Consider the following 22,840-nt stretch of genomic DNA (forward strand, 5'->3'; position numbering starts at 1 on the left):
GTGCACAGTCGGATCAGGTCGGCTTCGGCACGCACCAGTGACATGGTCCGACTCTGGTTGGTCGGTTGCAGGGACCAGTGACCTCAAGCTTGAGAAGCGGAACAAGCTCACGTCGTCTCCCCTCTGAACTGGTGGACAAGTGCTGTCCGTTCTCGACAATGTCGCGGCGGCATGTGGATCGGTCACCGCATCACGAGGTCGGTCCGGTGCCGCGTGTGCCACAGCCATGCGCAGCCGCCGAGGTAGAGGAGGGCGATCACGGTATTGGTCACCAGCATCGCCGTCGATGTCCACGGCAAGGTGGCTTGGATCAGTTTGATCAGGCCGTAGGGCACGAGGTGGACCGCCAGGGTGCCGACTGCCTTGTGTCGCGTCGTCCACCACCAAGACCGCCACAGCAGCACAAGTCCGGTGATGCGCAGGGCGGCGCCGACCAGCTCGTGGGCTGGGCTCGGCAGGACCAGGGCCAGGATGAAGGCGACCTGCAGGAGCACCACTGTGGCCGGTCCAGGCCGCGTGCGGTGGGGGGCCGTGCCCGTCTCGTTGAGCGCGGTGGCGGCGATGGTGCGGGGGTCGCCGAGTTCGCACAGGATCGTGTCGAGGTTGCCGGGGCGTTCGGCGAGGGCGACGTCGATGTGCTCGGCGAGGTCGGCGAGCAGCTCCTGGCGGCGGACTGGGGGGAGCCCGGAGGTCTCGCGTTCGACGGCCTTGAGGTACTGCTGGATCGTGGTGTCGTCGGGGGTCTTCATGCGTTGTCTCCTGCGGTGCGCGTTTCGCGTGGTTCTTGGGGCTTGTGCTGGTGATCCGTTGGGCGCGACGGGGTCAGGGAGTGGTCCACGGTGTCGCGGGAGCCGGATCAGATCCGGGCGAATTCGGCGAGTGCCGCGCGCCCGGCATCCGTCAGTTCGCAGGAGCGTCGCGCCGGTCCGGGGGCCGACTGCTGCCATGTGGCGTCGACGAGTCCGTCACGCCGCAGCCGTGACAGGAGCGGATAGGCCGGTGCCCTGGCTTGCTGCGAGCGCCCCCGACTCCTGCAGTTCGCGCAGCAGCTCGACCCCGTGCCTCGGCTGGTCCCCCATCAGCGCGAGGACGCAGTATTCGAATACGCCCCCTCCAAGCCGGCTCTCGATGTCGCTCACGACCGCCTCTCGGTCTTACCTGGTCCCTTGCAGCGCAAGGGACCAGGGGGTGTGTCGTGCACCGTCGCAAGGCCGCTCCGACGGCCGAAGGTGCACGGGCACTGCGGATCTCGGGCCCGCAACGGGGTGTGTCGCTGCACGGTGTGCGATGTCCTGGTCTGTGTCAGGGGTGTGTTGTGTTTCCCGGAACCGCCGATGTGCGGGCGCCGTCAGAATTCGAGGCGGGCAGCGGCATCCGCGAACGTGGGTTCGCCGGCGCGCAGGTGCCGCTCGGCCGCCCGGGTCAGGCGGGCCGCCTCGTCCACGTCGATCTGCCAGCCCGTGGTGTTGAGCCGGTACCCGGAACCTGCGCGCTCCAGGCAGGTGCCGGCCACCCTGCGCAGCCGGCTGACGAGGGAGGCGACCGTCTGCGGGGCGGTGGGAGGGGCGTGGTCGGGCCAGAGCGTGTCGATGATGGTGTCCATGCTCACGACCCGGTTGCGGTGGGTGGCCAGCAATGCGAACAGGAGTACCGCGCTTCCCTTGGGGATGCCGGGCGGCTTGTCGGGCTGTGACCTGAGGGGCCCCAAGGGCCCGATGAGCCGCAGTCGGACGGGCTCGCCCGGGATGAGTGCGGTCGTGCAGGACGGCATGCAGGTGGCGCTCTTTCGTGGTGCGAGGCAAACGACGGGCACCCAGCCTCGCCGCACCGCGGGCCTGCCCGCCAGCGGCTTGCGGGACAGCAACCCCTCGGTTCGGGCCCTGGCCACACCGCTCGCTCTGCCTTCAGGTCACCTTCGATGCGGCATACGCGTCGCCCGTCTTCTTGATCACGTGCTGAGTGGGGCGGCGGAGAACAGGGCTGTCCGCCCTAGCCGCTGGCCGAATCCGTGGGACATACGACCAGGGGGCAGCGATAGCGAACGCCGGTGAAACGGTTGTCACGGGTAAAGGCGTAATTCGTCGTCGCGCCGCTGTCCCTTCCGCCGTTTTGATCCGGAGTCATGAATGCAAAGTCTCCCTCCTTCCGAAAACCCCGTCCGGGAGGTCTCAGCAGGTCTCAGGACTGCGGCTGCCGTCATCAACGCGGCCGCCGGGGCCGGTGAACAGCTCGCCCTGCCAGGCACCGCCGGTCATGCGATCGGAACCACGCTGGATGTGTGCCAAACGGTCCAGGAGATGACCGCGGTCCTGGTTCCGGCGATGGCCGACTACAGCACGATCGACCTGCTGGGGTGACGATCCGCCCGCCTCCGGGTTGGAAGACCGGTCGGTCTGGCGTCGAGCGGCCGTGCATGGCATCGACCAGGGCCCCCTGCACGCACTGCGGGATGCGGTGCCGGAACTCGCCGCCGCCTGCCCGCTCTGCGAGCCCAGGCTGGTGGTCCGGCTGGACCATGGCGACACGTGGTCGCGCCCAAAGCGGCCCGGTGACGCAGACCTCGGCAGGCTCGGCCTCCACTCGATGATGGTCGTCCCCCTCGTCACACGGGGGCAGGTCCTGGGGTTGGTCACCGTCTATCGCGGACGGCAGCGCGCGTCCTTCTCACAGGCCGATCTGCGGATAGCAACACACATCGCCGCCTTCGCGGCGCTTGCGCTCGACAACGCCCGCAACAGCGGGCCGCGCGCCGCGGGTTGGGGCCCGCGGCCGGATCCGCGGGCTTCATGGCCGTGTCACCGGCCATGGCACTGCCATGGGCGCCGGTTGACGCCGGTGAACCGCTCGGGATCGCGACGTCCGCGCCAGGGGTGCGCAATGCGACGCCGGATCGTGGGCGCTGGCCCCCGGCGCGTGGTGGGTCGGCCGCCGCGTGGTCGCAAGTCGGCGAAGTATCAGCGCTCAGGAGGATGTTGTGAGTACCGACGGCCCGCATGGCCGCAGCCCGCGCTGGCGTGAGTGGCTGAGTGAATTCGCCGCTACCGCGATCCTGCTGCTGGTGATGGTCACGATGTTCCGTGGCCTGTTCGGTGCCGGGAGTCCTCTGGCACGCGCGGTTCCCTCGGAGGAGGGCCGGCTCGCGGTGGACGCCGTGGTCAGCGGCACCACTGTCGGCCTGCTGATCGTCTCGCCCTTCGGGCGGCGTTCCGGCGGGCACATGAACCCGGCCGTCTCTTTGGCGTTTTGGCTCATGGGCGCCCTGTCCGGGCGGGATGCCGTGGCGTACGCCGCGGCCCAACTGGCTGGTTCGGTCTCAGGTGTGGCGGCCGGCCGGTTGTTGTGGGGCGAGCAGACGGCAGATCCTGCCGTCGGCTTCGCCGCCATCCGGGCGTCCGAAGGAATCCCATGGACCGTGGTGTTCATATCCGAGACTGCGGCAACCGCCCTGATGCTCGCCGCGGTGACCTTCGTGGCGGCTCGGCCCCGCCTGGCCTTTCTGCTGCCGGCTGCCGTCGGCTCGGTAATCGCCGCGCTGATCTTGCTGGTCGGCAGGTGGACCGGCGGAAGCTTCAATCCGGCCCGGCAGTTCGGGCCGGAGCTGTTCTCCCATGACCTCACGTGGCTGTGGATATACCTGATTGCCCCGCTCGTGGGAGCTGGGCTCTTCGGCCTGGTGCGCAGGCGCCTGCCACAAGCGCCCCCACTGCCTGCTCAGTATGAGCAGGCCCTTGTGCCCCGCACCGCCGTGACGCGGCGGGCGGCGCAGTGACCGCCGCCCGCCCTGCGGCGCTTCCCGGTGGCCCGATCCGTGGGCTCCTGGGCCCGGCGGCTGGCCATGGCAGCGCAGGCGACACGGGTTGATCCCCGTGAAGGCGCTGATCAAGCGCCCGTGATCCTCAATCCGGATCGTTCGAGAAAGGCCCTCTCGTGATCAACTCGACTACCTGGGAGCGTGTGCGATGACCACCTCACCGTCTCTCGCCGCCAAGCAGCGGCCGGAGTTTCTCGTTGCGCTGGGACTGGCGGCGGGCCCGGTGGTGGCGCTGGGGTTCACCCGGTTCGCCTACGCGCTGCTGCTGCCGGCCATGCGCGAGAAACTGCACTGGAGCTACGCGGCGGCCGGCGGTATGAACACCGCCAACGCACTGGGCTACATCATTGGAGCCGCTACCGCGGCCTGGTGGTCGCGCCGGTTCGGCGCCCGGGCAGCGTTCGTGTGGGGCATCGCCATCAGTGCGCTCACCCTGCTGGCCTCCGGGGCGACCGGCAACTTCGCCGGGCTTGCCGTCCTGCGGTTCATCGGCGGGCTGAGCACTGCGGTGACCTTCGTGGTCGGATCGGCGCTCGCCTCCCGCGTCCGCAGTGGCGGGCATCAGGCCCGCTCGGCCACGCTGGTCGCCATGTATATGGCCGGCGTCGGCATCGGGGTGGTGCTCTCCGGCGTGGTGGTCCCCACGGCCCTCACCGCCTGGGGCGTGGCGGGCTGGCAGGCCGGGTGGCTGCTGATGGGCCTGCTTGCCCTCCTCGCCATCGGCCCGGCCGCCTGGGCCGCGCGCCAGATACCCGAGCAGGCCGCAGGTGGCACCGCCCACGGCGGCAGCGGCACTCTCAGGCCCATGACGCCCATCTTTGTCTGGTACGTACTGTTCGGCGCCGGCTACGTGTCGTACATGACCTTTGTCATCGCCCTGCTGCACAGCCAGGGCATGAAGGTCTGGGGCACAGCCACGTTCTTCATCGTGCTGGGCGTGGTCTCCGCGGCAGCAACGTTGCTGGTGTGGGGCCGGGTGGTCGGCCGACTGCGCGGTGGTGCGGCCCCCGCGCTGGTCTCGGCCGTTGTGCTGATCGGTGTCCTGCCCGTCCTGCTGTGGCACGGGATGGGCGCCGCGATCGCCTCGGCGATCATCTTCGGCGGCTCGTTCATGGCTGGCCCCACCGCCGTGACCGTCCTGGCCCGCCGGATGCTCCCCGCGCACGCCTGGACCTCCGGCATCGCCCTGCTGACGGTGGCTTTCAGCGTCGGCCAGGCGGTCGGGCCACTGGTCTCCGGCCTGCTCTCCGATTCGTCCGGAGGCATCGCCAAGGGCCTGTGGCTGTCCGTTGTGCTCCTCGCCGTCTCCTCCGCCGTCGCCCTCATCCAGCGCGAGCAGACCGTCGAGCGCCGGCACCAGGAAGCGCCGGTGGCCACCCCCTCCGCCCCAAGCGCCGCCGAGCGCTGACTCCCCAACACATTCAGGAGATGTCCGCCATGTTCCACCGCATCCTGGTTGCCGTCGACGGCACTCCAGCCGTGCAAAGCGCCCTCCGTACCACCGCCGAGCTGGCCTTGCTGACCGGCGCGAAGGTCCGCGTGCTGCACATCGATCCCTCCGAGGTGGTGTATGACACCGTCGTCGGCCTGGAGGATGACTCAGCCGCCCACCGGGTCCTGGACTCGGCCGTCGCGACCCTGCGACAGGCCGGCATCCACGCGGACGGCGAACTGCTGGATGGCCTGGTGTCCGATATGGCGGCAGCCGTGCAGGAGGCCGCAGAGGGCTTCGACGCCGACCTGATCGTCCTCAGCCCGCACCACCGGACCCGTCTCGCCGCCTGGTTCTCCCCCAGCGTCAGCGACGCCGTCGCCCACAAGAGCAGGATCGCTGTGCTCCTGGCTCCCGCAGAGAGCTGAGGTGTCCGGCCGCAAGGTGCAGATCACCGAGCGCGGCGGCACCGCCCGCTTGACCGCCGTCGGGCCCCACCGCCTGGTCGCCGACGAACGCGCCCCGGTCGGCGAAGGCACAGGGCCGGCCCCGATACAGACCCGGCTGGAAGGGCACCCGGGGTCCCCCCTGTGCCGCCGGTAGGGGGAATCCCGTCTCGGACAGCGCCGTCGGACTGCCACACCTCCGACGGCGCCATGCACTGTCCTTCACGCACCGTCGCTCATGGGAGGAATCATTGGACACCAACGCGCCCGTACACCTCGACCCGTATGCCGAGCATTTCCTGGCCGCACTGGCCGCGGCCGATGCGCCGCCACTGGAGAGCCAGACACCACAGGAAGCCCGGGCCGGGGCCCTGGCGGGCCAGCGCGCCGCCCAGGCGGTGCTCAAACCCGTCCACATCGAGGAGCAGCGACTGCCCGTGGTGCCGGGCGGCGAGGTTTTGGTACGGATCGTACGACCGCAGCCCTCATCAGGCACGCTCCCGGCGGTGATGTACTTCCACGGCGGCGGCTGGGTGCTGGGCGACCGGATCTCCTACGACCGCAAGACCCGCGACCTGGCCCACGCCAGCGGTGCGGCCGTGGTGTTCGTGGAGTACACCCGCTCGCCGGAGGCCCGCTATCCCGTCGCGCTCGAAGAGGCCTACGCGGCCACCGCCTGGATCGCCGAGCACGGGCTGGAGCTGAGCCTGGACGGGGCCCGGCTGGCGGTCGCCGGTGACAGTGCGGGCGGCAACCTGGCCACCGCCGCCGCCCTGCTGGCCAAGCGCCGCGGCGGCCCCCGACTGCTGCAGCAGGTGCTGTTCTACCCGTCGTTGGACGCCGGCTTCGACACGCCGTCCTACGAACAGTTCGCGGACGGTTTCTTCCTCACCCGCTCGCAAATGGAGTGGTTCTGGGACCATTACGCCCCCGACCTCTCGGTGCGCACGGAACCAACTGCCGCACCGCTGCGGGCCACAACAGAGGAACTGGCCGGACTGCCGCCGGCCCTGGTGATCACGGCCGAGGCCGACGTGCTGCGCGACGAGGGTGAGGCATACGCTCGCAAACTCATGGAGGCAGGCGTACCCGTGATCGCCGTCCGTTACCTGGGGGCGATCCATTCCTTCACCGCGCAGGATCCGCTGGCGGCCAGTCCCCTCACCCAGGCAGCGATCGACCAGGCCGGCCAGGTGCTGCGCCAGGCCTTCGCCGGCCACCGCAAGGAGGCGGGCTGCTGATGTCCACGGCCCTGGTGCTCGGCGGAGGCGGCGTGACGGGTATTGCCTGGGAGCTCGGGGTGCTCCAGGCGTTGCAGGAGGCAGGGGTTGACCTTACGGCGGCCGACCTGGTGGTCGGCACGTCGGCTGGATCCGTCGTGGCGGTCCAGGCCACCCGCGGCGTCGGCCTTCACCCACTCGTCGCCGAACAGCTCAGACCCCCCAGCACCTCGCGGAAGGTGAAGGCCGACTCCGACCCACAGGCTGCGGCGGCCCCTTCACCCATCTGATCGGTCTGGCCCGCTCCCGCCGCCTGATGATCCGCGCGCCGTGATGCCCGGCTGCCCTGCGACGTACCGTCGAAGGGTGCTCCGGGAACAAACCAAGGGCCCCACCCCCGCTTCTTGGGACCGCCGCCCGCTGTACGGGCTTGCCGACGCGGCCCGGGAGTTCGCGCTGACGACCGTCCTGTTGTACTGCGTGGTTACCGCCGCCCGCTGGCTGACATCACCGGACTCGCCACTCGCCGTGGCAGGCACCCGGGCGGCCGCGGCGACCGTGGGGGGCGTGGTCGGGATCGTCCTCGTGGTGCTCATCACCTCCCCGCCCGGGCGCTGCTCCGGCGCCCACATGAACCCCGCAATCAGCCTCGCGCTGTGGCTGATGGGCGCCTTCCCCGGACGCTACGTACCGCTCTACGCCGCCGCGCAACTGGCAGGCTCGGTGGCAGGCACCGCTCTGGGACGGTGGTGCTGGGGGCCGGTGGTCGCCCGGTCATCGCTGCACTATGCCGCCGTGCACCCGAGCCCAGCGTGGAACACGACCGCACTCATGCTCGCGGAAGCGGGCTGCCTCACGCTGGTGGTCCTGATGGTCGGATTCTTCCTGGCCCACCCCGCCATCAGCCGCTGGCTGCCCTATGCCGTCGGCGCTACAACGGCCCTGATCATCACCGTGCTAGGGGGGTGGAGCGGAGGCTCGGCGAACCCGGCACGCCAACTGGGCCCCGCGCTGCTGTCCGGTGACACCCGGCTGCTGTGGGTCTACCTGGTCGCCCCGCTGATCGGCGCGTTGCTCGGGGCGGTGGCCTACCGCCTCCCCCAGCGCCGCCTGGGCGCCCCTACACCGTGCACCTACCGGCTGTGTGGGAGTGACGACGCCGTGCGAAACCGAGCCCGATGAAGCGCGGCATCCACCGCATCCCGCCGTGGAGCGCCCGCCCGAATGCAGGTCCGGCCAGCGTCGCGGGCCGCCCGTGAGCCCGCGCCTGACGTTCACCCAGCGAGCGATCAGTACCTCGGTGCCGCCGACTGCCACTGCTGTCCCAGCCGGCAGCCGGCAGGTGGGACAGCGTCGGGAACAAACAATGGTAAAGAAAGACCTCCACGGCGACGGCGACCAGCACCGTGCCGATGGTGGCGCCGGTGCCGGCAACCGGCGTGGGGATGGAGTGCCGTGACTGGAGGGCGGCCGCCGCCGCGCCGACAACCGGCAGTGCGGCAACCGGTCATCGGCGATGCAGCACAAGTAAAGACGGGGCGGTCAGTGGGCCCCGGCCGTGGCCGAGTGGGCCGTGAAGGTGGTCCTGAACCGCGCCCGGTAGGTGCCGGGGGTGATGCCGCGTTCCCGCTGGAAGGCGCGGCGCAGGGTCTCCTCGGAGCCGAACCCCGAGCGGCGGGCCACGACGTCCAGCGGGTCGGTGCCGGACTCCAGCAGCCCCTGCGCCGCCTCGAGACGGATCTGCTCCACGAAGCAGGTCACGGTCATCCCGGTCTCGGCCCGAAAGAGCCGGGTCAGCTGGCGCACGCTCACCCCGACCCGCCCGGCCACGGCCTCCAGGCTGAGATCGGCGGCGGGATCGGCCGTGACGTCGTCCATCACCTGCCGCACCACCTGGTGGCGGGGCTGCCGGGCGGCCTGCCGGACACTGAACTGGGACTGGCCGCCCGGCCGGGCCATGAAGACCACCAGATACTTCGCCGCAGCACGCGCCACCTGGGGGCCGAAGTCCTCCTCCACCAGCGACAGGGCCAGATCGATACCGGAGGTGACCCCGGCGGAGCTGATGAGGTGCCCGTCCCGCACGAAGATGGAGTCGGCATCGACCTGGACATGGGGGAAGTTCTCAGCCAGTTCGCCGGCCAGGCGCCAGTGGGTGGCCGCCCGGCGTCCGTCCAGCAGTCCTGTGGCCGCCAGGGGGAACGCGCCGGCGCACACTGAGGCCACCCGGCGGGAGAGCCCGGCCAGGCGGCTGATCCCGGCGATGAGGGAAGCGTCGGACACCGCCGTCCGCCAGTCGGAGCGGCCGGGGATGATCAGGGTGCCGACTGTGCCCGTGACCTCCTCCAGGACCACATCCGCCGCGAGCCGTGCGCCTGCCGTGGTCACCACCTCCCGCCCCCCGCAGGAGGCGGTCAGCAACCGGTAGCGGGCGCCCTGGTCGTTGGCGGCGGCGAACACCTCCAGCGGCCCGGTGACGTCCAGCAACTGGACGCAGTCGAACAGCACCATCACCACCAGGTGCGGCCGGCTCCGCCCGCTTCGCCCGTCCATGGGAAAATCCTCCGCCCGACCTCATCTGCGAGGCAAGGCGGTCACCCAGCGTTGGCCGACGCGCCGCCCCGTGCGACTGCCACCCGGCCTGCGGGCACTGCGCCGCCGGGTCCGGACGGCGCCCGGGGGCATTCCGGCTGCGTGGTACGGAAACGCGCACGGTAGGCGCCGGGGGTAATGCCGAATTCGCGTTGAAATGCACGGCGCAGTGTTTCCGCGGATCCGAATCCGCTCCTGCGGGCGACCGTGTCCAACGGGTCGGTGCCCGATTCGAGCATGCCCTGCGCCGCTTCCAGGCGGATCTGCTCGACGAACCGGGCGGCCGTGGTGCCGGTCTCCTGACGGATCAGCCGGGTCAGGTGGCGCACGCTCACGCCCGCCCCTGCCGCCAGCGCGCCCAGCCGGTGATCCAGGTGGGGAGCGGCCGCCACGGCGTCCAGCACCGCACGGACCGTCGCGCTGCGGCAGTACCGTGCGCGCAGCCGGACACTGAACTGGGACTGGCCGCCCGGCCGGGCCATGAAGACCACCAGGTCCTTCGCCGCGGCCCGCGCCGCCTCGGGCCCCAGGTCCTCCTCCACCAGCGACAGCGTCAGGTCGATGCCTGCTGTCACGCCCGCCGAGGTGATGATCCGTCCGTCACGGATGAACAGCGCATCGCGGTCCACGTGCACCGACGGGAAGCGGGCGGCCAGCTGGTCGGCCTGCCGCCAGTGGGTGGCCACACGGCACCCGTCCAGCAGGCCCGCGGCCGCCAGCGGGAAGGCTCCCGCGCACAGGGAGGCCACCCGGCCGGCCGAGCGGGCCAGTCGCGTCAGCTCCTCGATCAGCCCGTGGTCTTCCACGGACACGTGCCAGTTGGGACTGCCGGGAACCATGAGTGTGCCGATCCGCCCGGACCACTCCTCAAGCACCCCGTCGGAGGCAAGCCGCAACCCGGACGTGGTCCGCACCTCCTTACCGCTGGGAGACAGGGCAACAACCCGGTAGCGGCCCCCGTGGTCGTTGGCGGCCGCCAGGACGTCCATCGGCCCGGTGACGTCCAGCGCCTGCACCCCGTCATAGAGGACCATCACGACGAGGTGGGTGCGCGGGCGCCTGTCCGCGCTGGCCGGGCCGTTCGAGGTGATCATGACTGCCAGGGTCGGGCCAGGCCTCACGGCGGGGCAAGGACCGATACCCCTCGTATCCGGCCATCGCCCGCAGGAGGGCCGAACGGGGGCCGGCCGGACAGGCTGCGGGCATCGCGCAGCCGGGCTCCTGTCCGCCCCGGCGCTCACGTCGGGAGCGAGCTGCGGCAGCGGCCCCCTGGTGCAGGCCGACGGGCCGGCTCGCCCGTGCTCGGGATTTCTCACAGCAGTCCGGTTCGGGCGGCGTACCAGCCCAGCTGCATGCGGGTGGTGGAGCCGGTGAGGGACATCAGACGGCGGATACGCCGGTGGACCGTGCGGACGCTGAGCCCCAGTTGGGAGGCCAGGGCCTTGTCGGGCAGGCCGGCCAGCATCAGTGCGAGCAGCTCGAGGTCGCCGCCGCCGACGGTGGTCAGCGCGTCGTTTTCGGGCCCGGCCTCATCGTGGAGCTGCAGAGGCACCGAGCGGTCCCAGACGTGCTCGAACAGGGCCGTCAAAGCATCCACGATCCCCGTAGTGCGGATCAGGAGGCAGCCGCAGGCCATCTCCTGCTGGTCGCTGCGGACCGCGATCATGGCAAGGTGGCGGTCGGCGATGACGAACTTGCTGGGCAGGATCGTCGCGGCGCGGGCCTGTTCACCGGCATTCAGGTAGCCGCGCAGTTGCTCTCGCGCGCCGGGCTGTGCCAGTACGGCCCGCTCATAGACGGCCCGGTAGCCAACGCCCCGCTCCAGCATCTCCAGCTCCGTGTCATTGCGGTCCAGGGCCAGGGCAAAGGGCAGGCGGGTGAAACTGAGCACCTCCTGGCAGGCCGTGCGCTGCAGGTGCACGAAGCACTCCCGGATTTCTTCGGGGCTGCTCAGGAGCTGGGCCGGCGGGCCGGCCCCGGCCGCACGGCTGCGGTAGGTCTGCATCAGTGTGTCGATGCGTGACTGGACCTTCAGCAGGGCCAGCTGGCGCTGCATCACCGCCGCCGCCACCGCGACGTCGGGTGCCACGGCCGTGTACCGGCCGCCACCCGCGGTGTCCTGCCTGGCCACGAGCCCGAGCGCTGCATCGTCGCGGTCGGTGGCGGCCACCGTCAGCGCGGCATCCGCCGCGCCGGGGGTGGCGATGGTGTGGGGCCTGCCGTTGTTGCCGGCTGCGACGACGAACAGGGTGCCGTACTGGGTGGTGAGCTGGTTGAGGGCCTGGCTGTCGGGGTCGGTGCCATCCGTCGGCTGTCCGCCCAGACTCAGGTCGGCGACCTTCGCGCCGTGCTGGGCCGCCCACTCCATGCCGACGATGATGGAGGAGTCCATCCCCTCGCCGTCGTCGTTGAGGACCTTGACGTTCAAGAGGCTGGCGCCGTAGGCGGCGCCCTTGCGTGCCCCGCCGGAGGCAGCGCCGGTGCCGGCGATGGTGCCCGCCACGTGGGTGCCGTGGCCGACGTGGTCGAGAGCGTCCGGGGCGTCGGAGAAGTTGACCGATTCGGTGACCTGGGTCGACAGGTCGGGGTGGGTGGTGTCGATTCCGGTGTCGATGACGGCGACCTTCACGCCCTTGCCGGTGGCGCCGGTGGACCACGCCGCCGGGGCGTTGATCTTCTGAAGGTTCCAGTCCAGGCCGGCGGCCTTGACCTTGCCGTCCAGCCACACATGCTGGATACCGGCCAGCGCACCACCCAGCGTGCCCGCAGCCTTGTGGCCGGCCAGCGCGCTGCGGCCGGCCAGCGCCAGGGCCGTTCCCAAACTGGTCAGCGAGCAGGTTCCGCATGGGACCGTGCGCGTCGTTGCCCAGGATTCTGGTGGTCCCCGCAGCGGCGCGCCGGGCGGTGGCCGGCTGCCTGTGGTCGTACGGGCTTGGTGGTCACCCGGGCTCGGGGGCGGTGACGGCCGGGGCGGCGCCGAGGAGGCCGAGGAGGGTCTCGCGGTGGAGGTCCGCGATCGGGCCGAGGAAGTCCGGGTGGCGCAGCAGGGGGGCCGCGCGGTGGTCGCGCGGGCTGGGGATGGTCAGCCGGCGCGCGTCGCCCACACTGTCGGGGCCGTGGTGGGTGGCGGCCAGGCAGGCGGCGGCCAGGGCGGCGAGGTCGGCGTCGGCCAGCAGGCAGGCCGCCCAGCTGACGACGGTCTCGTCGACCTGGGTGCGCCAGGCGTGGGTGGCGTCCGTCAGCGGGGGTGCGTCGGCGCCGGTGACGAAGTCCAGCCGGCCGGAGCCGCCGGGGCCGAGCAGGTCCAGCAGTTCGGCGTCCAGTGCGGTGGGGTAGCGCAGGGCGGCGGCGATGGTGGCCGCGTGTCCTGCCTGGGCTTCGGCCAGAGCCTGGTTCAGCGGGCCGGCGGCCGGGGGAAGGCCGCCAGCAGCCAGCGTGTGGAGGCGGCGATGACGGGCGAGAGAGCGGTGGGCATGGTGGGCCGTCCTGTGCGTGTGCCCGCCTGTCCTGGGTGTTCCGGTGTGGGTGATCCGGTCGCGGGCACTGCGCGCCCGGGCGGGGATGTGCGGGGCGGACAACGGTACGGCGGTCTCCCGCGGGGCGACAGGAGCTGCGTCACAGCCGGGGCGGTGGGGCGGCGCCGGGGGCTGTGGCAGGGAGACGCGCCTCACCTTCGTTGATGTCATACAGGAGCAGCCGGGCGTGCGGTCCAGACGAATGAGTCCGGTGTCGGGGCCGGTGCGCGAGCTTGAAGAGAGGGCGCTCAAGATCATGTTGTGACGCACGGCCTGAACACCCTCTTGACCGCGCTGTACGTGAAGATCGACAACGAGATCGGGGGGACCCGGGGGATGGGACGGCCGCCACTGCTGACCGACCGAACTCGTCTGCCTTGCCCTGGCGCAAGCCCTGCTCGGCCACCGCTCCGGGGCGCGCTGGCTGCGCTTCGCCCGCAAGCACCTGACCGGCATGTTCCCCTGCCTCCCTCAACAGTCGGGCTGACGATCTGCTCGACGCCGAGTTCGCGGAAGGCGCCGCGCCCCGGGAGAGGCGGTGGCTCCGACCGCGGTGGTCAACGCTTTTCGCGTCGGCTGCGGATGCTCAGGGCGATGACGGAGACAAGGAACCACAAGGCACCGAAGGCTGAGTATCCGGCGACGGAGGAGAGGCTGCTCGTCGCCGAGGCGGACATGGCAGCGAAGGAGGCACCGGCGAGGACGGACAGTCCGCCGCTGATGACCATGGGCCACTGGGCACCGACGGTGCGTCGGCGCCGGATCGCCACGACGAGCTGGATCGCTCCGGAAAGGAGGGCCCAGATGCCGAACACGAGCAGGGCCGACCCGATGGTGGAGAAGACGGCAACGATCATCCCGGCGGTGGTGGCGAGGCCGAGAGCCATGTTGGTGGTACCGAGGCGGTCCGTGGAGCCGGTGCCAGCCATGCGACGCTCGAGGAGTGTGGCGATGACGTCCCACAGGGGGTAGCTGACGAGCAGCACGGCCGCGATCACGGTGGGCTTGTCCGCCGACACGAGCGAGGCGGAGGTCGCGACGACGAGTGCCACCCAGATCAGGGAGAAGGCGACTCGGATCAGATAGAGCGATCGGAGCCCGGAGGACGTCGTGGTGGTCGTGTGCGTGCTCGAAGTCACGGTGGTCTGAGTCATCGGGTGTCCCGTTTTGTGATCGTGATGGTGTGAGACGGTCGCCTCGATGAGGAGTCTCAGCGGCCTCGGGAGGAGCCGTGTACTTCGAACGAAGTAGTTCTGCCATCCACTTCGAATCGAATGAGTTCTGCCGTCCCCATCGCCCGGACCGGGCTCGCCGTCTACATCATTCGAAGTACACGGCCGCAGCACACGTGGACGAGAATCAGACCATGGTCGAGGCGCAGAGCAATCAGGACGGGCCCGTGGCACCCCTGTGGGTCCGCCGCCCCAAGTCGCTGCACCTCATCGCCTATTCGGTGGCCGCGCTGGTGTTCACCGGCCAGATCGCGGCAGTGATCCTGCGAGGGTCGGATTGGCCGACGGCCCTCTCCGTACTCCTCGCCGGTGGCGGTGTCGCCCTCTCGTGGTGGAGGCCGTGGGCAGGACTGGTCGTAACGAGCGCGGCGTCCTTCGCCGTCACAGCGGTGGGCCACGACCCCCTGTCGGTGTGGATGATGGCAGTGCTCGTGCTGTTCTCGGTCACCCTCAGGGGGAAGCAGCCGCTGGCCGGAACCGGCATCGTGGCGGCGTTCTTCCTGGGGGCGTTCATGACGCTGGGAGGATTCCGCGGCGGCGCGATCGTGGGAGCCGCCGCACTCTTCTCAGCCATAGCAGGAGGGGCGACAGGGGCCGCGCTGCGCATCCATCGAGAGCACTGGCGCACCCTGGAGGAACGGGCCGAAAGCGCCATCGCCACCCGCGAGATCGAAGCCACCCGACGGGTGACCGAGGAACGGCTCCGCATCGCCCGGGACCTCCACGACGTCATCGGCCACCAGGTCGCGATGCTGAGCCTGCATCTCGGTGCCGCGGAGATCGGGCTGCCCGAAGACGCCGAGTCCTCCCGGCAGGCCCTGGTCTCAGCCAGGTCCAGCGCCCGCGCCGTCGTCGTCGAAACGCAACGGATTCTCGCGCTCCTCCGCCTCGCAGACGACATCTCCGAAGACGAGGCGCTCCGGCCGACCCCGGCGCTCAGCGGCCTGGAAGGCCTTATCGCCTCTTTCGAGAGCATCGGCCTCGACGTCCATCCCTCCATCGACATCCCCGCCGGTTTCGTGGAGCCCAGCGTCGGCGTGACGGTCTACCGGGTCGTTCAGGAAGCGCTCACGAATGCCTACCGGCATGGAGAGGGGGCGGCAACGGTGGATGTGGGCCAGCGCGACGGCAGGATCTGCGTCACCGTGGAGAACCGCGTCGGTCGCTCACTGCGCGGCTCCGGCTCGGGCAGCGGACTCGGGCTCGTGGGGATGCGCGAACGCGTCGAGTCCTCCAGCGGGCGGCTGACGATCGACAGTGACGACGGGCGATTCCGGGTCCATGCGGAGTTCAGCCCTCTGGGAGCCGTCGTCCGATGACGCGGATTCTGATCGTCGACGACCAGGACGAGATAAGGGCCGGCATCAAAGCGATGCTCCGGCTCGACCCAAGTCTCGTTGTTGCGGGTGATCTCTCCGATGGGCTCCAGGTCGTCCCCTTCCTCCGGGACCACCCCGTCGACCTGGTCCTGATGGACATCCGGATGCCCGGCATCGACGGTGTCGAAGCCACCCGCCGGATCCGCAAAGAGCACCCGCCCGCAAAGATGCGGGTGATCGTGCTGACCACCTTTGACCAGGACGACATCGTTCTCGCCGCCCTTCGCGCGGGCGCCAACGGCTTCCTGAGCAAGACCGTGAGCCCCGCTGAACTCGTCGCCGGAATCACCGAGGTCGTTGGCGGTGGCGGTGCGCTGTCGGCCGCCGCGACGGCCGCGCTCATCGGTCACATGACCGACAGTCCGCCCCCGGTGATCGACCAGGAACTGCTGCGACGCTTCGACGCTCTGACACCCAGGGAGCGGGACGTGGTCGTTCTCGTCGCGAGCGGTCTCGGCAACGACGAGATCGCGGCCCAGATGTCCGTGTCGCCGTTCACCGTGAAGACGCATGCGGTGCGGGCCATGGCGAAGGTCGGCGCACGTGATCGAGCGCAACTCGTCTCGTTCGCCTTCCGGGCCGGCGTCTACCCCTGAACCTGCCGAGCAGAACCCCGAAACAGGTGGCCGCCGTGGCGATGCCGAGCAGTCCGGCGGGCGGGACGGCGTGGGCACGTACCTGGAAGACCTCGCCGTCGCGCTGCGCGAGCGGCGCGCCCGGACCTGTACCTGCGGGGCAGGGCTTGCGCCAGGGCAAGGCAGACGGGTTGCGTCACAACATGGTCTTGAGCGCCCTCTCTTCACGCTCGCGCACCGGTCCCGACACCGGACTCATTCGTCTAGCCGAGCATGCGGTCGAGGTTGAAGGCGGCGCTGATCAGGGCGAGGTGGGTGAAGGCCTGGGGGAAGTTTCCGCGCTGTTCGCCGGTGACACCGATCTCCTCCGCGTAGAGGCCGAGGTGGTTGGCGTAGGTGAGCATCTTCTCGAAGGCGAGGCGGGCCTCGTCCAGGCGGCCGGCGCGGGTGAGTGCCTCGACGTACCAGAAGGAGCAGATCGAGAAGGTGCCTTCCTCGCCCTGGAGGCCGTCGGGGCTGGCCTGGGGGTCGTAGCGGTAGACCAGGGAGTCGGACACCAGGTCCTCGCCGAGGGCGTCGAGGGTGGCGAGCCATTTGGGGTCGGTCGGGGCGATGAACTTGGCCAGCGGCATCATCAGCAGGGAGGCGTCGAGGATGTCGCTGTCCTCGTACTGGGTGAAGGCGTGGCGTTCGGCGGACCAGCCGTGGCTCATGATGCGCCGGTAGATCGTGTCGCGGACGGCGCCCCAGCGGACCATGTCGGCGGGCAGGCCGCGGTGGTGGGCCAGCCGCATGGCGCGTTCGATCGCCACCCAGCACATGAGGCGGGAGTAGAGGAACGTCTTGCGGCCGCCGCGGGTCTCCCAGACTCCCTCGTCGGGCTGGTCCCAGTGGTCGCACACCCAGTCGACGAGCTCGCTGATGCTGTCCCAGTGGGCGCTGGAGATGGGCTTGCCCCACTTGTCGTAGAGGTAGAGGGAGTCGATGAGTGCTCCGTAGATGTCGAGCTGGAGCTGGTCGACGGCGGCGTTGCCGACGCGTACGGGGGCTGAGCCGCGGTAGCCCTCGAGGTGGGGCAGTTCGCGTTCGGGCAGGTCACGGCATCCGTCGATGCCGTACATGATCTGCAGGGGGCCGGTGGGTCCGGTCGGGCCGTCGGGGGCGCGCTGGACGTGCTCGGTGACGAAGCCCATGAAGGCTTCGGCTTCGTCGGTGAAGCCGAGTCTGAGCATCGCGTACACGCAGAACGCGGCGTCGCGGATCCACACGTAGCGGTAGTCCCAGTTGCGTTCGCCGCCGATCTGTTCGGGCAGGCTGGTGGTCGGCGCGGCAACGATGGCGCCGGTGGGGGCGTAGGTGAGGAGTTTGAGGGTGAGGGCGGAGCGGTGGACCATTTCCCGCCAGCGGCCGCGGTAGCGGGACTGGGACAGCCAGTGGCGCCAGTAGCGGACGGTCGCGTTGAATTCTCGTTCCGCCTCGGCGACGGCGCAGAAGCGGGGTGCCACGTCGCCGCCGATCTGGTCGATGGTGAAGACGGCCGTCTCGCCCTCGTGCAGTTTGAACAGGGCCCAGACGTCCGGGCCGTCGATCTCGATGGGCGCGGTGGAGGTCAGGGCGAGGTGCAGCGAGGCGGAGGCGAAGACCGCCTGGCCGGCCCCGGCGTGCACGGTGTGGGGTGCGGTGCCGTACTCGAAGCGGGGGGCGACGCGGGCGCGGAAGGGGAGTGCTCCGCGGACGCACACCACGCGGCGGATGAGGCGGTGGCGGTCGGCCTCGCGTGAGTCGTCGACGACGGGCATGAAGTCCTGGATCTCGCCGACTCCGTCGTCCGCGAAGAAGCGGGTGATCAGGACGTTGGTGTCGGGGAAGTAGAACTGTTTGGTGCGGGTGGGGACGTCGGGGGCGAGTTCGAAGGATCCGCCCCGTTCGGCGTCGAGGATCGAGGCGAAGACGCTGGGTGCGTCGAAGCGGGAGCAGCAGTACCAGTCGATGGTGCCGTTCGTGCCGACGAGGGCGGCGCTGCGCAGGTCGCCGATCAGGCCGTGCTCGGCGATGGGCAGGTAGCCGGGGGTGCCGGTGCCGCGGGGGCCGGCGGATGTCCGGTCGCTGTCCTTCGCTCCGGCCTCAGGAGTCGCTTCAGCCACGTCAGCCTCCTTGGGCTTCGCCCGAGCCGCCCCCTGGGGTCCAGGCTAGGGCCTGTCCGGCGGATCAGGTCGGAGGGACGTATCGGCGCCTCTTAAGCGCAGGTGAGAGGGGTCTGGTGCGTGCAGTCACGAACGAGCCGAGTGGTGATCTTGTGCATGCAGTCACGGCGCCGGTCAGCGATCCGGGCATGGATTTTCGCGATCTTCAGCCTTGCGGCCAGGACAAATGGATGGTCCACATGGTGAGCAAGGGAGGACCTTCGGCCCGATGCGAGCCGGTGCCGGTACGAGAGACCTTGAGGGCATGACCGGGATTGCGCCGCCGATGGGTCGGCTCGATCGGCAACGCTGTATGGAGCTGCTCGAGCGGGGCGGCTATGGGCGAGTGGTGTTCACCGAGCGCGCTCTGCCGGCGATCGTGCCTGTGAACTACCTGATGAACGACGGCGTGGTAATCGGCGGCGGTTCGGCTGCGCACCTGCCCCAGGCACTCGACGGTGATGTGGTGGCCTTTGAAGCCGATGGGACGGATGCGGCGAGCGACGCCGCATGGCACGTGTGCGTGACCGGCTATGCGCATGTTGTCACGGACGCGGCGCAGCGTGAACACCTGGCCCGGTCGACGGCGGCTTGGGTCCCAGCCCCTGAGGAGGTCCTGGTACGGATCACCACCAGTGAGGTGAGCGGCCGCAGCTTCCCTCTGACCGGCACCCCCCACCACAGTGGACGAGTGCCCTGGCCCAGTGCTGCCGGACCAGGGGCAGGCACCAAGCATCGATAGGAAAATTCGGGGTAATCATTGCTATAAGTCACATATAGGGGCGCACCGATGGCACGGTTCCCGACCGCAGGCTCAGCCGGATCGGAATCCGGCCCGGCTGACGACATATCCGACCTGCTGAGTTTCCCGGATCCCGCGCGCCTGGAGCTGGACTGCGCGGTCCAGGAACTGGTCGACCGTGCCGGAGAGGTGCTCCGTACACAGGGTCGGCTCCGGGAGCTGCTGCGTGCTGTTCTCGCCATCACCGCCGACATCTCCTCTCCCGCCGTTCTGGATCATCTGCTGACCACAGCGTGTGACCTGTTGCATGCGCGCCATGCCGCCCTCGCCGTCTTCGACGGGGCCGGTGACCTCTCCCGGTTCCTCCAGGCAGGTGCCGGACATGCGGACGCCGAGGCCGTGGAGGACTGTCGCCTTGTAGACGAGAGCGTCGTGCAGCAGCTCGCTGAGGCCGACCAGCCCCTTCGGATCGATGACCTCAGCGCCCACCCGGTTCCCGTCGGGTGGGCACCTGGTCCCGGACCGCTGCACACTTTCCTCGGCGTGCCGATCCGTGCCCGCGGCCAGACCGTGGGCGCCCTGTGCCTGGGTGACAAGGCCGGCCTGCGGGCCGTGCCGGAGCCGTTCAGCGACGAGGACGAGGAACTGGCACAGGCTCTGGCCCGCGCCGCCGGACTGGCCTTCGACAACGCCCGCCTGTTCCAGCAGACCCAGCGCGAGCAGGCATGGCAGCGCGCCAGCGCCGAGATCACCGCTGCCCTGCTGAGCGGCATCGACACCGAGCGGGCGCTTGCCTCGATCGCTGAACACGCCCGGCAGGTCGCCGAGGCCGACCTCGCCGCCATCGCCGTGCCCGAGAGCGCCGACCGGCTCGTGATCCGCCTCGCCGACGGGCATGACGCCCCAGGGTTGACCGGACGGCACTTGCCCACGCAGGGATCCCTGTGCGGCCACGTACTGACCAGCGGCAAACCGCTGCTCACTTCCCACTTGGCTGCGGACGAGCGTGCCCATGGTCCGGGCGCCGCGTGGTCGAGGCTCCTCGGGCCGGCCATGCTCGCCCCCCTCTCCAGCGGCGCAGAGCCGACCGGAGTTCTGCTCGTCACCCGCCGACCCGGGCGGCCGGCCTTCGACGAGCCCCAGCTCGGCGCGCTGACCGGCTTCGCCGCCCAGGCCACCCTCGCCCAGCACCTGGCCGCACAACGCACCGACGCAGAGTTCATCGCCCGCATCCAGGACCACGAATGCATCGCCCAGGCTCTGCACGACCGCGTCATCGAGGACATCTTCGGCGTCAGCCTCGCCCTCAACAGCGCGGCCACCGCTGCACCCGGCGACCTCCAGCACCGAATCCTGCAGACCGTCGACCGTCTCGACAACATCATCAAGGACATCCGCGTCACCGTCTTCGACCTGCAACACGGCGGCACCGGCCGCACCCGGCCCGAGAGACCGGGCCCAAGACCCCAGGAGTGAGCGTCGGACACCCAGGCCGGAGGCACGCCTCCACCGCCCTGCGCGTTACGGGAAGGACAAAGGATGGCCATTTCGCGCCATGGACGCCACCACGTGACACGGCACTGGCATGCACGGACGGCCGACCGGCGGGCGCGGGCCGCGGCACGCCGCTGGCGTCACACCGGCAGCGAGCCGCGCTGGGCACAGACCGACCTGCCCGCCCGGCGGCTCCTCTCGCGTCTCTTCACCGTGCTGTTCGCGCTGGGCGCCGCCGGCTTCGCCCTCCTCGCATGGCAAGTGAAACCTGCCTCCCAGCCCGACCGCACTCTGTTCATCGCACTGGCCGCGCTCTGCGCGGCGTCCACTGCCGTGGCCATCGCCGACCTGTACGTGATCCGACGGCGAGCGGCCGAGCAGCACCGCTGGAGACGCTGACCCGCACGCGCCGAGAAGCTGCCCCGGCTGATCGCCGGACGCGCCCGCCCGCTGCTCCTCACCGGTCGCAGAGCACCCGCAGGCCCCGAGACGCTGGACGTGTGCGAGGAGACCGGCCGAGGCCGGCCTGTCCCGCCGCCATTGCGCTCGCGGCTACCGGCTGCTCGCAGACCCGCTCGCCCGTGAGGAGGGCGCTGTGCCCTGGAGAGGGAAGCCGGACCGGCGTCTTCCGTGTGACGGCGGGGCAGGCGGCGTTGCGGCCTGGCGGTGCCCAAGCGCAGGAACTAGCGTTGTCCACAGAGCAGTCGTGGTTCCGAAGTTGTTCGCCCGCGGTCATCTTGCCCGCGGGCGTTTTGCTGTGCAGCACTCTCCGGACCAGGGCGATCATCTCCGGACCCGCGGCACCGTGCGGGCCCGAACCCCCACGAAGGAGACCAGGCATGGCCAAGGGCACTGTGAAGTGGTTCAACGCGGAGAAGGGCTTCGGTTTCATCGCGCAGGAGGGCGGCGGCCCGGACGTCTTCGCCCACTACTCCAACATCACCGGCCAGGGCTACCGGGAACTGCAGGAAGGCCAGCACGTCGAGTTCGACGTCACCCAGGGCCAGAAGGGCCCCCAGGCGGAGAACATCCGCGTCGTCTGACCCCACGCCCGAACAGGCCCGGCACCCTGCGAAGTGCCGGGCCTGCCTTCTGCGGCACCGCTGGCGATTCATCATGAGATTCGCCGAGCACGGTATCGCGCACAGCTTTCTCGGCAGCCTCGAAATGCGGGCTCGAAAAGCCCCCTCACGCGGGATCGCTGGTGGTCGGGGCTGCTGCCCACGCTCACTGGCCAGGCAGTCCTTCGCGTGTGGGTGCAAGGCCGGAAGCCTGCAGCACCGTCGGCCGCCACCACGGACGGGGCTCCGCCGGCCACCCACCGGAAGTGGGCCGCCTTCATCAGGTCGCCGATGCTCTCCCGCACGAACCCGTCCACGGTGCAAAGGCCGCCCAGGCGTTCACGCAGCACCGCATGACCCGGCTCCTCATCGTCCGCGATCTGCTGGTAATCCCCCGAGTCGGGGCGACCCGAGAAGACGTACACCCAGTGGCCCATGCCGGCCAGCCTGCCGGGAACCAGAGGACCCACCTGATCAGGCGCGAAGGCGGTGGAATGGATCCGCCCGAAGGGATGACAGGCGCTCCTGACCAGACAAGTCCGCGGCCCGAGCTCCTGGAGCCGGTCGCCGACTGTCCGAATCGCGGGCCGTGGCGGATGCCCGCAGCATGGAAATGACCCGAATGCCATCGTATGCGGAGGTGACCCGCGATGACTCTGCCCGTACACCACCGGCCCGGCCATCTCGTGGAACGAGCGTCGCCCTCCCTGGGCTGGGGCGAGCCGATCACTGCCGAGTTCGACGATCTCTTCGAACGGATGAACCGGTTCCTGGAGCAGGCCGCAAGTGCCACGCCCTCCGCAAGAGGCTGGTCGCCCATGGCCGACCTGCACGAAACAGACGACGCCTACGTGGTCGAGGCGGAACTGCCCGGGATCAAGCGCGAGGACATCGACGTCGAGGTCAGCGAGCGGGAACTGTGTATCACAGGGGAGTACAAGGAGCGCGAGCGTGAAGGCGTCCTGCGCCGCAGCACCCGGCGCACCGGGCGTTTCGAGTACCGGGCGCTGCTGCCGGCGGGCCTCAAGGCTGAAGAGATCACCGCGACGCTGTCCGACGGGTTGCTGACAGTCACCGTCCCCAAGGCGCAGGCGGCCAAGCCGCACCACATCGAGATCACCCAAGCCTGAGACGGCAGGTGTGGTGGGGGCGGGCGTC

The 22,840-nt window shown here is 70.2% G+C and carries 22 protein-coding genes and 2 pseudogenes; 15 read left to right on the forward strand and 9 right to left on the reverse strand.

The features are described from left to right. Positions 1 to 182 precede the first annotated feature (182 nt). The 3 genes and pseudogenes from AAFF41_RS50705 to AAFF41_RS50715 form a co-directional block, all read right to left on the reverse strand. Positions 183 to 749 (reverse strand): HAAS signaling domain-containing protein, encoded by a 567-nt coding sequence (locus tag AAFF41_RS50705; protein WP_343326527.1) that lies wholly within the window; start codon positions 747 to 749, stop codon positions 183 to 185. Beyond that, a pseudogene (locus AAFF41_RS50710) lies at positions 746 to 1,079 on the reverse strand (PadR family transcriptional regulator). Before AAFF41_RS50710 ends, AAFF41_RS50705 begins: the two are co-directional and overlap by 4 nt. Before the next feature lie 269 nt (positions 1,080 to 1,348). Next, positions 1,349 to 1,771 carry an AfsR/SARP family transcriptional regulator gene (locus AAFF41_RS50715; protein WP_343326528.1) on the reverse strand — a complete coding sequence of 141 codons (423 nt, stop codon included), beginning with the start codon at positions 1,769 to 1,771 and terminating at the stop codon, positions 1,349 to 1,351. 728 nt (positions 1,772 to 2,499) lie between these two features. Here AAFF41_RS50715 and AAFF41_RS52140 point away from each other — a divergent pair. The 7 genes from AAFF41_RS52140 (at position 2,500) to AAFF41_RS50745 (ending at position 8,091) form a co-directional block, all read left to right on the forward strand. Further along, complete coding sequence (locus AAFF41_RS52140) at positions 2,500 to 3,018, forward strand: GAF domain-containing protein (protein ID WP_487007387.1); 519 nt, start codon at positions 2,500 to 2,502, stop codon at positions 3,016 to 3,018. Continuing rightward, positions 2,975 to 3,769, forward strand: a complete 795-nt coding sequence (locus tag AAFF41_RS50720) for an aquaporin (protein WP_319753957.1) — start codon at positions 2,975 to 2,977, stop codon at positions 3,767 to 3,769. The genes AAFF41_RS52140 and AAFF41_RS50720 overlap by 44 nt, the downstream gene beginning before the upstream one ends. A 190-nt stretch (positions 3,770 to 3,959) precedes the next feature. Beyond that, entirely contained in the window at positions 3,960 to 5,219 is a 1,260-nt protein-coding gene (locus tag AAFF41_RS50725) for a YbfB/YjiJ family MFS transporter (protein ID WP_319753958.1), read from the forward strand. 20 nt (positions 5,220 to 5,239) lie between these two features. After that, positions 5,240 to 5,671, forward strand: a complete 432-nt coding sequence (locus AAFF41_RS50730) for a universal stress protein (protein WP_319753959.1) — start codon at positions 5,240 to 5,242, stop codon at positions 5,669 to 5,671. Between the two features lie 269 nt (positions 5,672 to 5,940). Beyond that, positions 5,941 to 6,930, forward strand: coding sequence for an alpha/beta hydrolase (locus AAFF41_RS50735; RefSeq protein ID WP_319753960.1), 990 nt, complete (start codon positions 5,941 to 5,943; stop codon positions 6,928 to 6,930). Next, the gene (locus tag AAFF41_RS50740; protein ID WP_343326529.1) at positions 6,930 to 7,199 is read left to right on the forward strand and encodes a patatin-like phospholipase family protein; all 270 of its coding nucleotides are present in this window, start codon (positions 6,930 to 6,932) and stop codon (positions 7,197 to 7,199) included. Before AAFF41_RS50735 ends, AAFF41_RS50740 begins: the two co-directional genes overlap by 1 nt. A 76-nt stretch (positions 7,200 to 7,275) precedes the next feature. Next, positions 7,276 to 8,091, forward strand: coding sequence for an MIP/aquaporin family protein (locus tag AAFF41_RS50745; RefSeq protein WP_319753962.1), 816 nt, complete (start codon positions 7,276 to 7,278; stop codon positions 8,089 to 8,091). Positions 8,092 to 8,451: 360 nt separating this feature from the next. Here the strand turns inward: AAFF41_RS50745 and AAFF41_RS50750 are convergent, their stop codons facing one another. The 4 genes from AAFF41_RS50750 to AAFF41_RS50765 all read right to left on the reverse strand — a co-directional run bounded on the left by AAFF41_RS50750 (position 8,452) and on the right by AAFF41_RS50765 (position 13,079). Continuing rightward, entirely contained in the window at positions 8,452 to 9,462 is a 1,011-nt protein-coding gene (locus AAFF41_RS50750) for a GlxA family transcriptional regulator (RefSeq protein ID WP_319753963.1), read from the reverse strand. Between the two features lie 41 nt (positions 9,463 to 9,503). Continuing rightward, positions 9,504 to 10,595: a GlxA family transcriptional regulator gene (locus AAFF41_RS50755; protein WP_343326530.1), complete on the reverse strand. Its 1,092-nt coding sequence runs from the start codon at positions 10,593 to 10,595 to the stop codon at positions 9,504 to 9,506. A 218-nt stretch (positions 10,596 to 10,813) separates the two neighbouring features. Beyond that, positions 10,814 to 12,322 (reverse strand): S8 family serine peptidase, encoded by a 1,509-nt coding sequence (locus AAFF41_RS50760; RefSeq protein ID WP_343326531.1) that lies wholly within the window; start codon positions 12,320 to 12,322, stop codon positions 10,814 to 10,816. Positions 12,323 to 12,440: 118 nt separating this feature from the next. After that, positions 12,441 to 13,079, reverse strand: coding sequence for a hypothetical protein (locus AAFF41_RS50765; RefSeq protein ID WP_343326532.1), 639 nt, complete (start codon positions 13,077 to 13,079; stop codon positions 12,441 to 12,443). A 198-nt stretch (positions 13,080 to 13,277) separates the two neighbouring features. Between AAFF41_RS50765 and AAFF41_RS52145 the strand changes: the two are divergent. Continuing rightward, positions 13,278 to 13,500: pseudogene (locus AAFF41_RS52145) on the forward strand (IS982 family transposase); the annotation flags it as partial. Positions 13,501 to 13,573: 73 nt separating this feature from the next. Here the strand turns inward: AAFF41_RS52145 and AAFF41_RS50770 are convergent. Next, on the reverse strand, positions 13,574 to 14,170 hold the full coding sequence (locus tag AAFF41_RS50770) for a DUF308 domain-containing protein (protein ID WP_319753967.1): 597 nt from the start codon (positions 14,168 to 14,170) through the stop codon (positions 13,574 to 13,576). 212 nt (positions 14,171 to 14,382) lie between these two features. On the opposite strand from AAFF41_RS50770, the gene AAFF41_RS50775 reads away from it, so the two are divergent. Next, on the forward strand, positions 14,383 to 15,567 hold the full coding sequence (locus tag AAFF41_RS50775) for a sensor histidine kinase (protein WP_343326533.1): 1,185 nt from the start codon (positions 14,383 to 14,385) through the stop codon (positions 15,565 to 15,567). Further along, on the forward strand, positions 15,564 to 16,223 hold the full coding sequence (locus AAFF41_RS50780) for a response regulator transcription factor (RefSeq protein WP_319753969.1): 660 nt from the start codon (positions 15,564 to 15,566) through the stop codon (positions 16,221 to 16,223). The genes AAFF41_RS50775 and AAFF41_RS50780 overlap by 4 nt, the downstream gene beginning before the upstream one ends. Before the next feature lie 242 nt (positions 16,224 to 16,465). Here AAFF41_RS50780 and AAFF41_RS50785 read toward each other — a convergent pair whose 3' ends face one another. Beyond that, positions 16,466 to 18,262: a glycoside hydrolase family 15 protein gene (locus AAFF41_RS50785; protein ID WP_319753979.1), complete on the reverse strand. Its 1,797-nt coding sequence runs from the start codon at positions 18,260 to 18,262 to the stop codon at positions 16,466 to 16,468. Positions 18,263 to 18,650: 388 nt separating this feature from the next. Between AAFF41_RS50785 and AAFF41_RS50790 the strand changes: the two genes are divergently transcribed. The 5 genes from AAFF41_RS50790 to AAFF41_RS50810 all read left to right on the forward strand — a co-directional run bounded on the left by AAFF41_RS50790 (position 18,651) and on the right by AAFF41_RS50810 (position 22,812). After that, positions 18,651 to 19,127, forward strand: a complete 477-nt coding sequence (locus AAFF41_RS50790) for a pyridoxamine 5'-phosphate oxidase family protein (RefSeq protein WP_319753970.1) — start codon at positions 18,651 to 18,653, stop codon at positions 19,125 to 19,127. Positions 19,128 to 19,175: 48 nt separating this feature from the next. Further along, a complete protein-coding gene (locus tag AAFF41_RS50795; RefSeq protein ID WP_319753971.1) occupies positions 19,176 to 20,603 on the forward strand; it encodes a GAF domain-containing protein in 1,428 nt (475 codons plus the stop codon). Between the two features lie 63 nt (positions 20,604 to 20,666). After that, the gene (locus AAFF41_RS50800; RefSeq protein WP_319753972.1) at positions 20,667 to 21,020 is read left to right on the forward strand and encodes a hypothetical protein; all 354 of its coding nucleotides are present in this window, start codon (positions 20,667 to 20,669) and stop codon (positions 21,018 to 21,020) included. A gap of 440 nt (positions 21,021 to 21,460) precedes the next feature. Continuing rightward, complete coding sequence (locus AAFF41_RS50805; RefSeq protein ID WP_143653936.1) at positions 21,461 to 21,664, forward strand: cold-shock protein; 204 nt, start codon at positions 21,461 to 21,463, stop codon at positions 21,662 to 21,664. Positions 21,665 to 22,332: 668 nt separating this feature from the next. Further along, positions 22,333 to 22,812, forward strand: coding sequence for an Hsp20/alpha crystallin family protein (locus AAFF41_RS50810; protein WP_319753974.1), 480 nt, complete (start codon positions 22,333 to 22,335; stop codon positions 22,810 to 22,812). Positions 22,813 to 22,840: the final 28 nt, after the last annotated feature.

It is taken from the genome of Streptomyces mirabilis, from assembly GCF_039503195.1.
In the GTDB taxonomy this organism is placed as follows: domain Bacteria; phylum Actinomycetota; class Actinomycetes; order Streptomycetales; family Streptomycetaceae; genus Streptomyces; species Streptomyces mirabilis_D.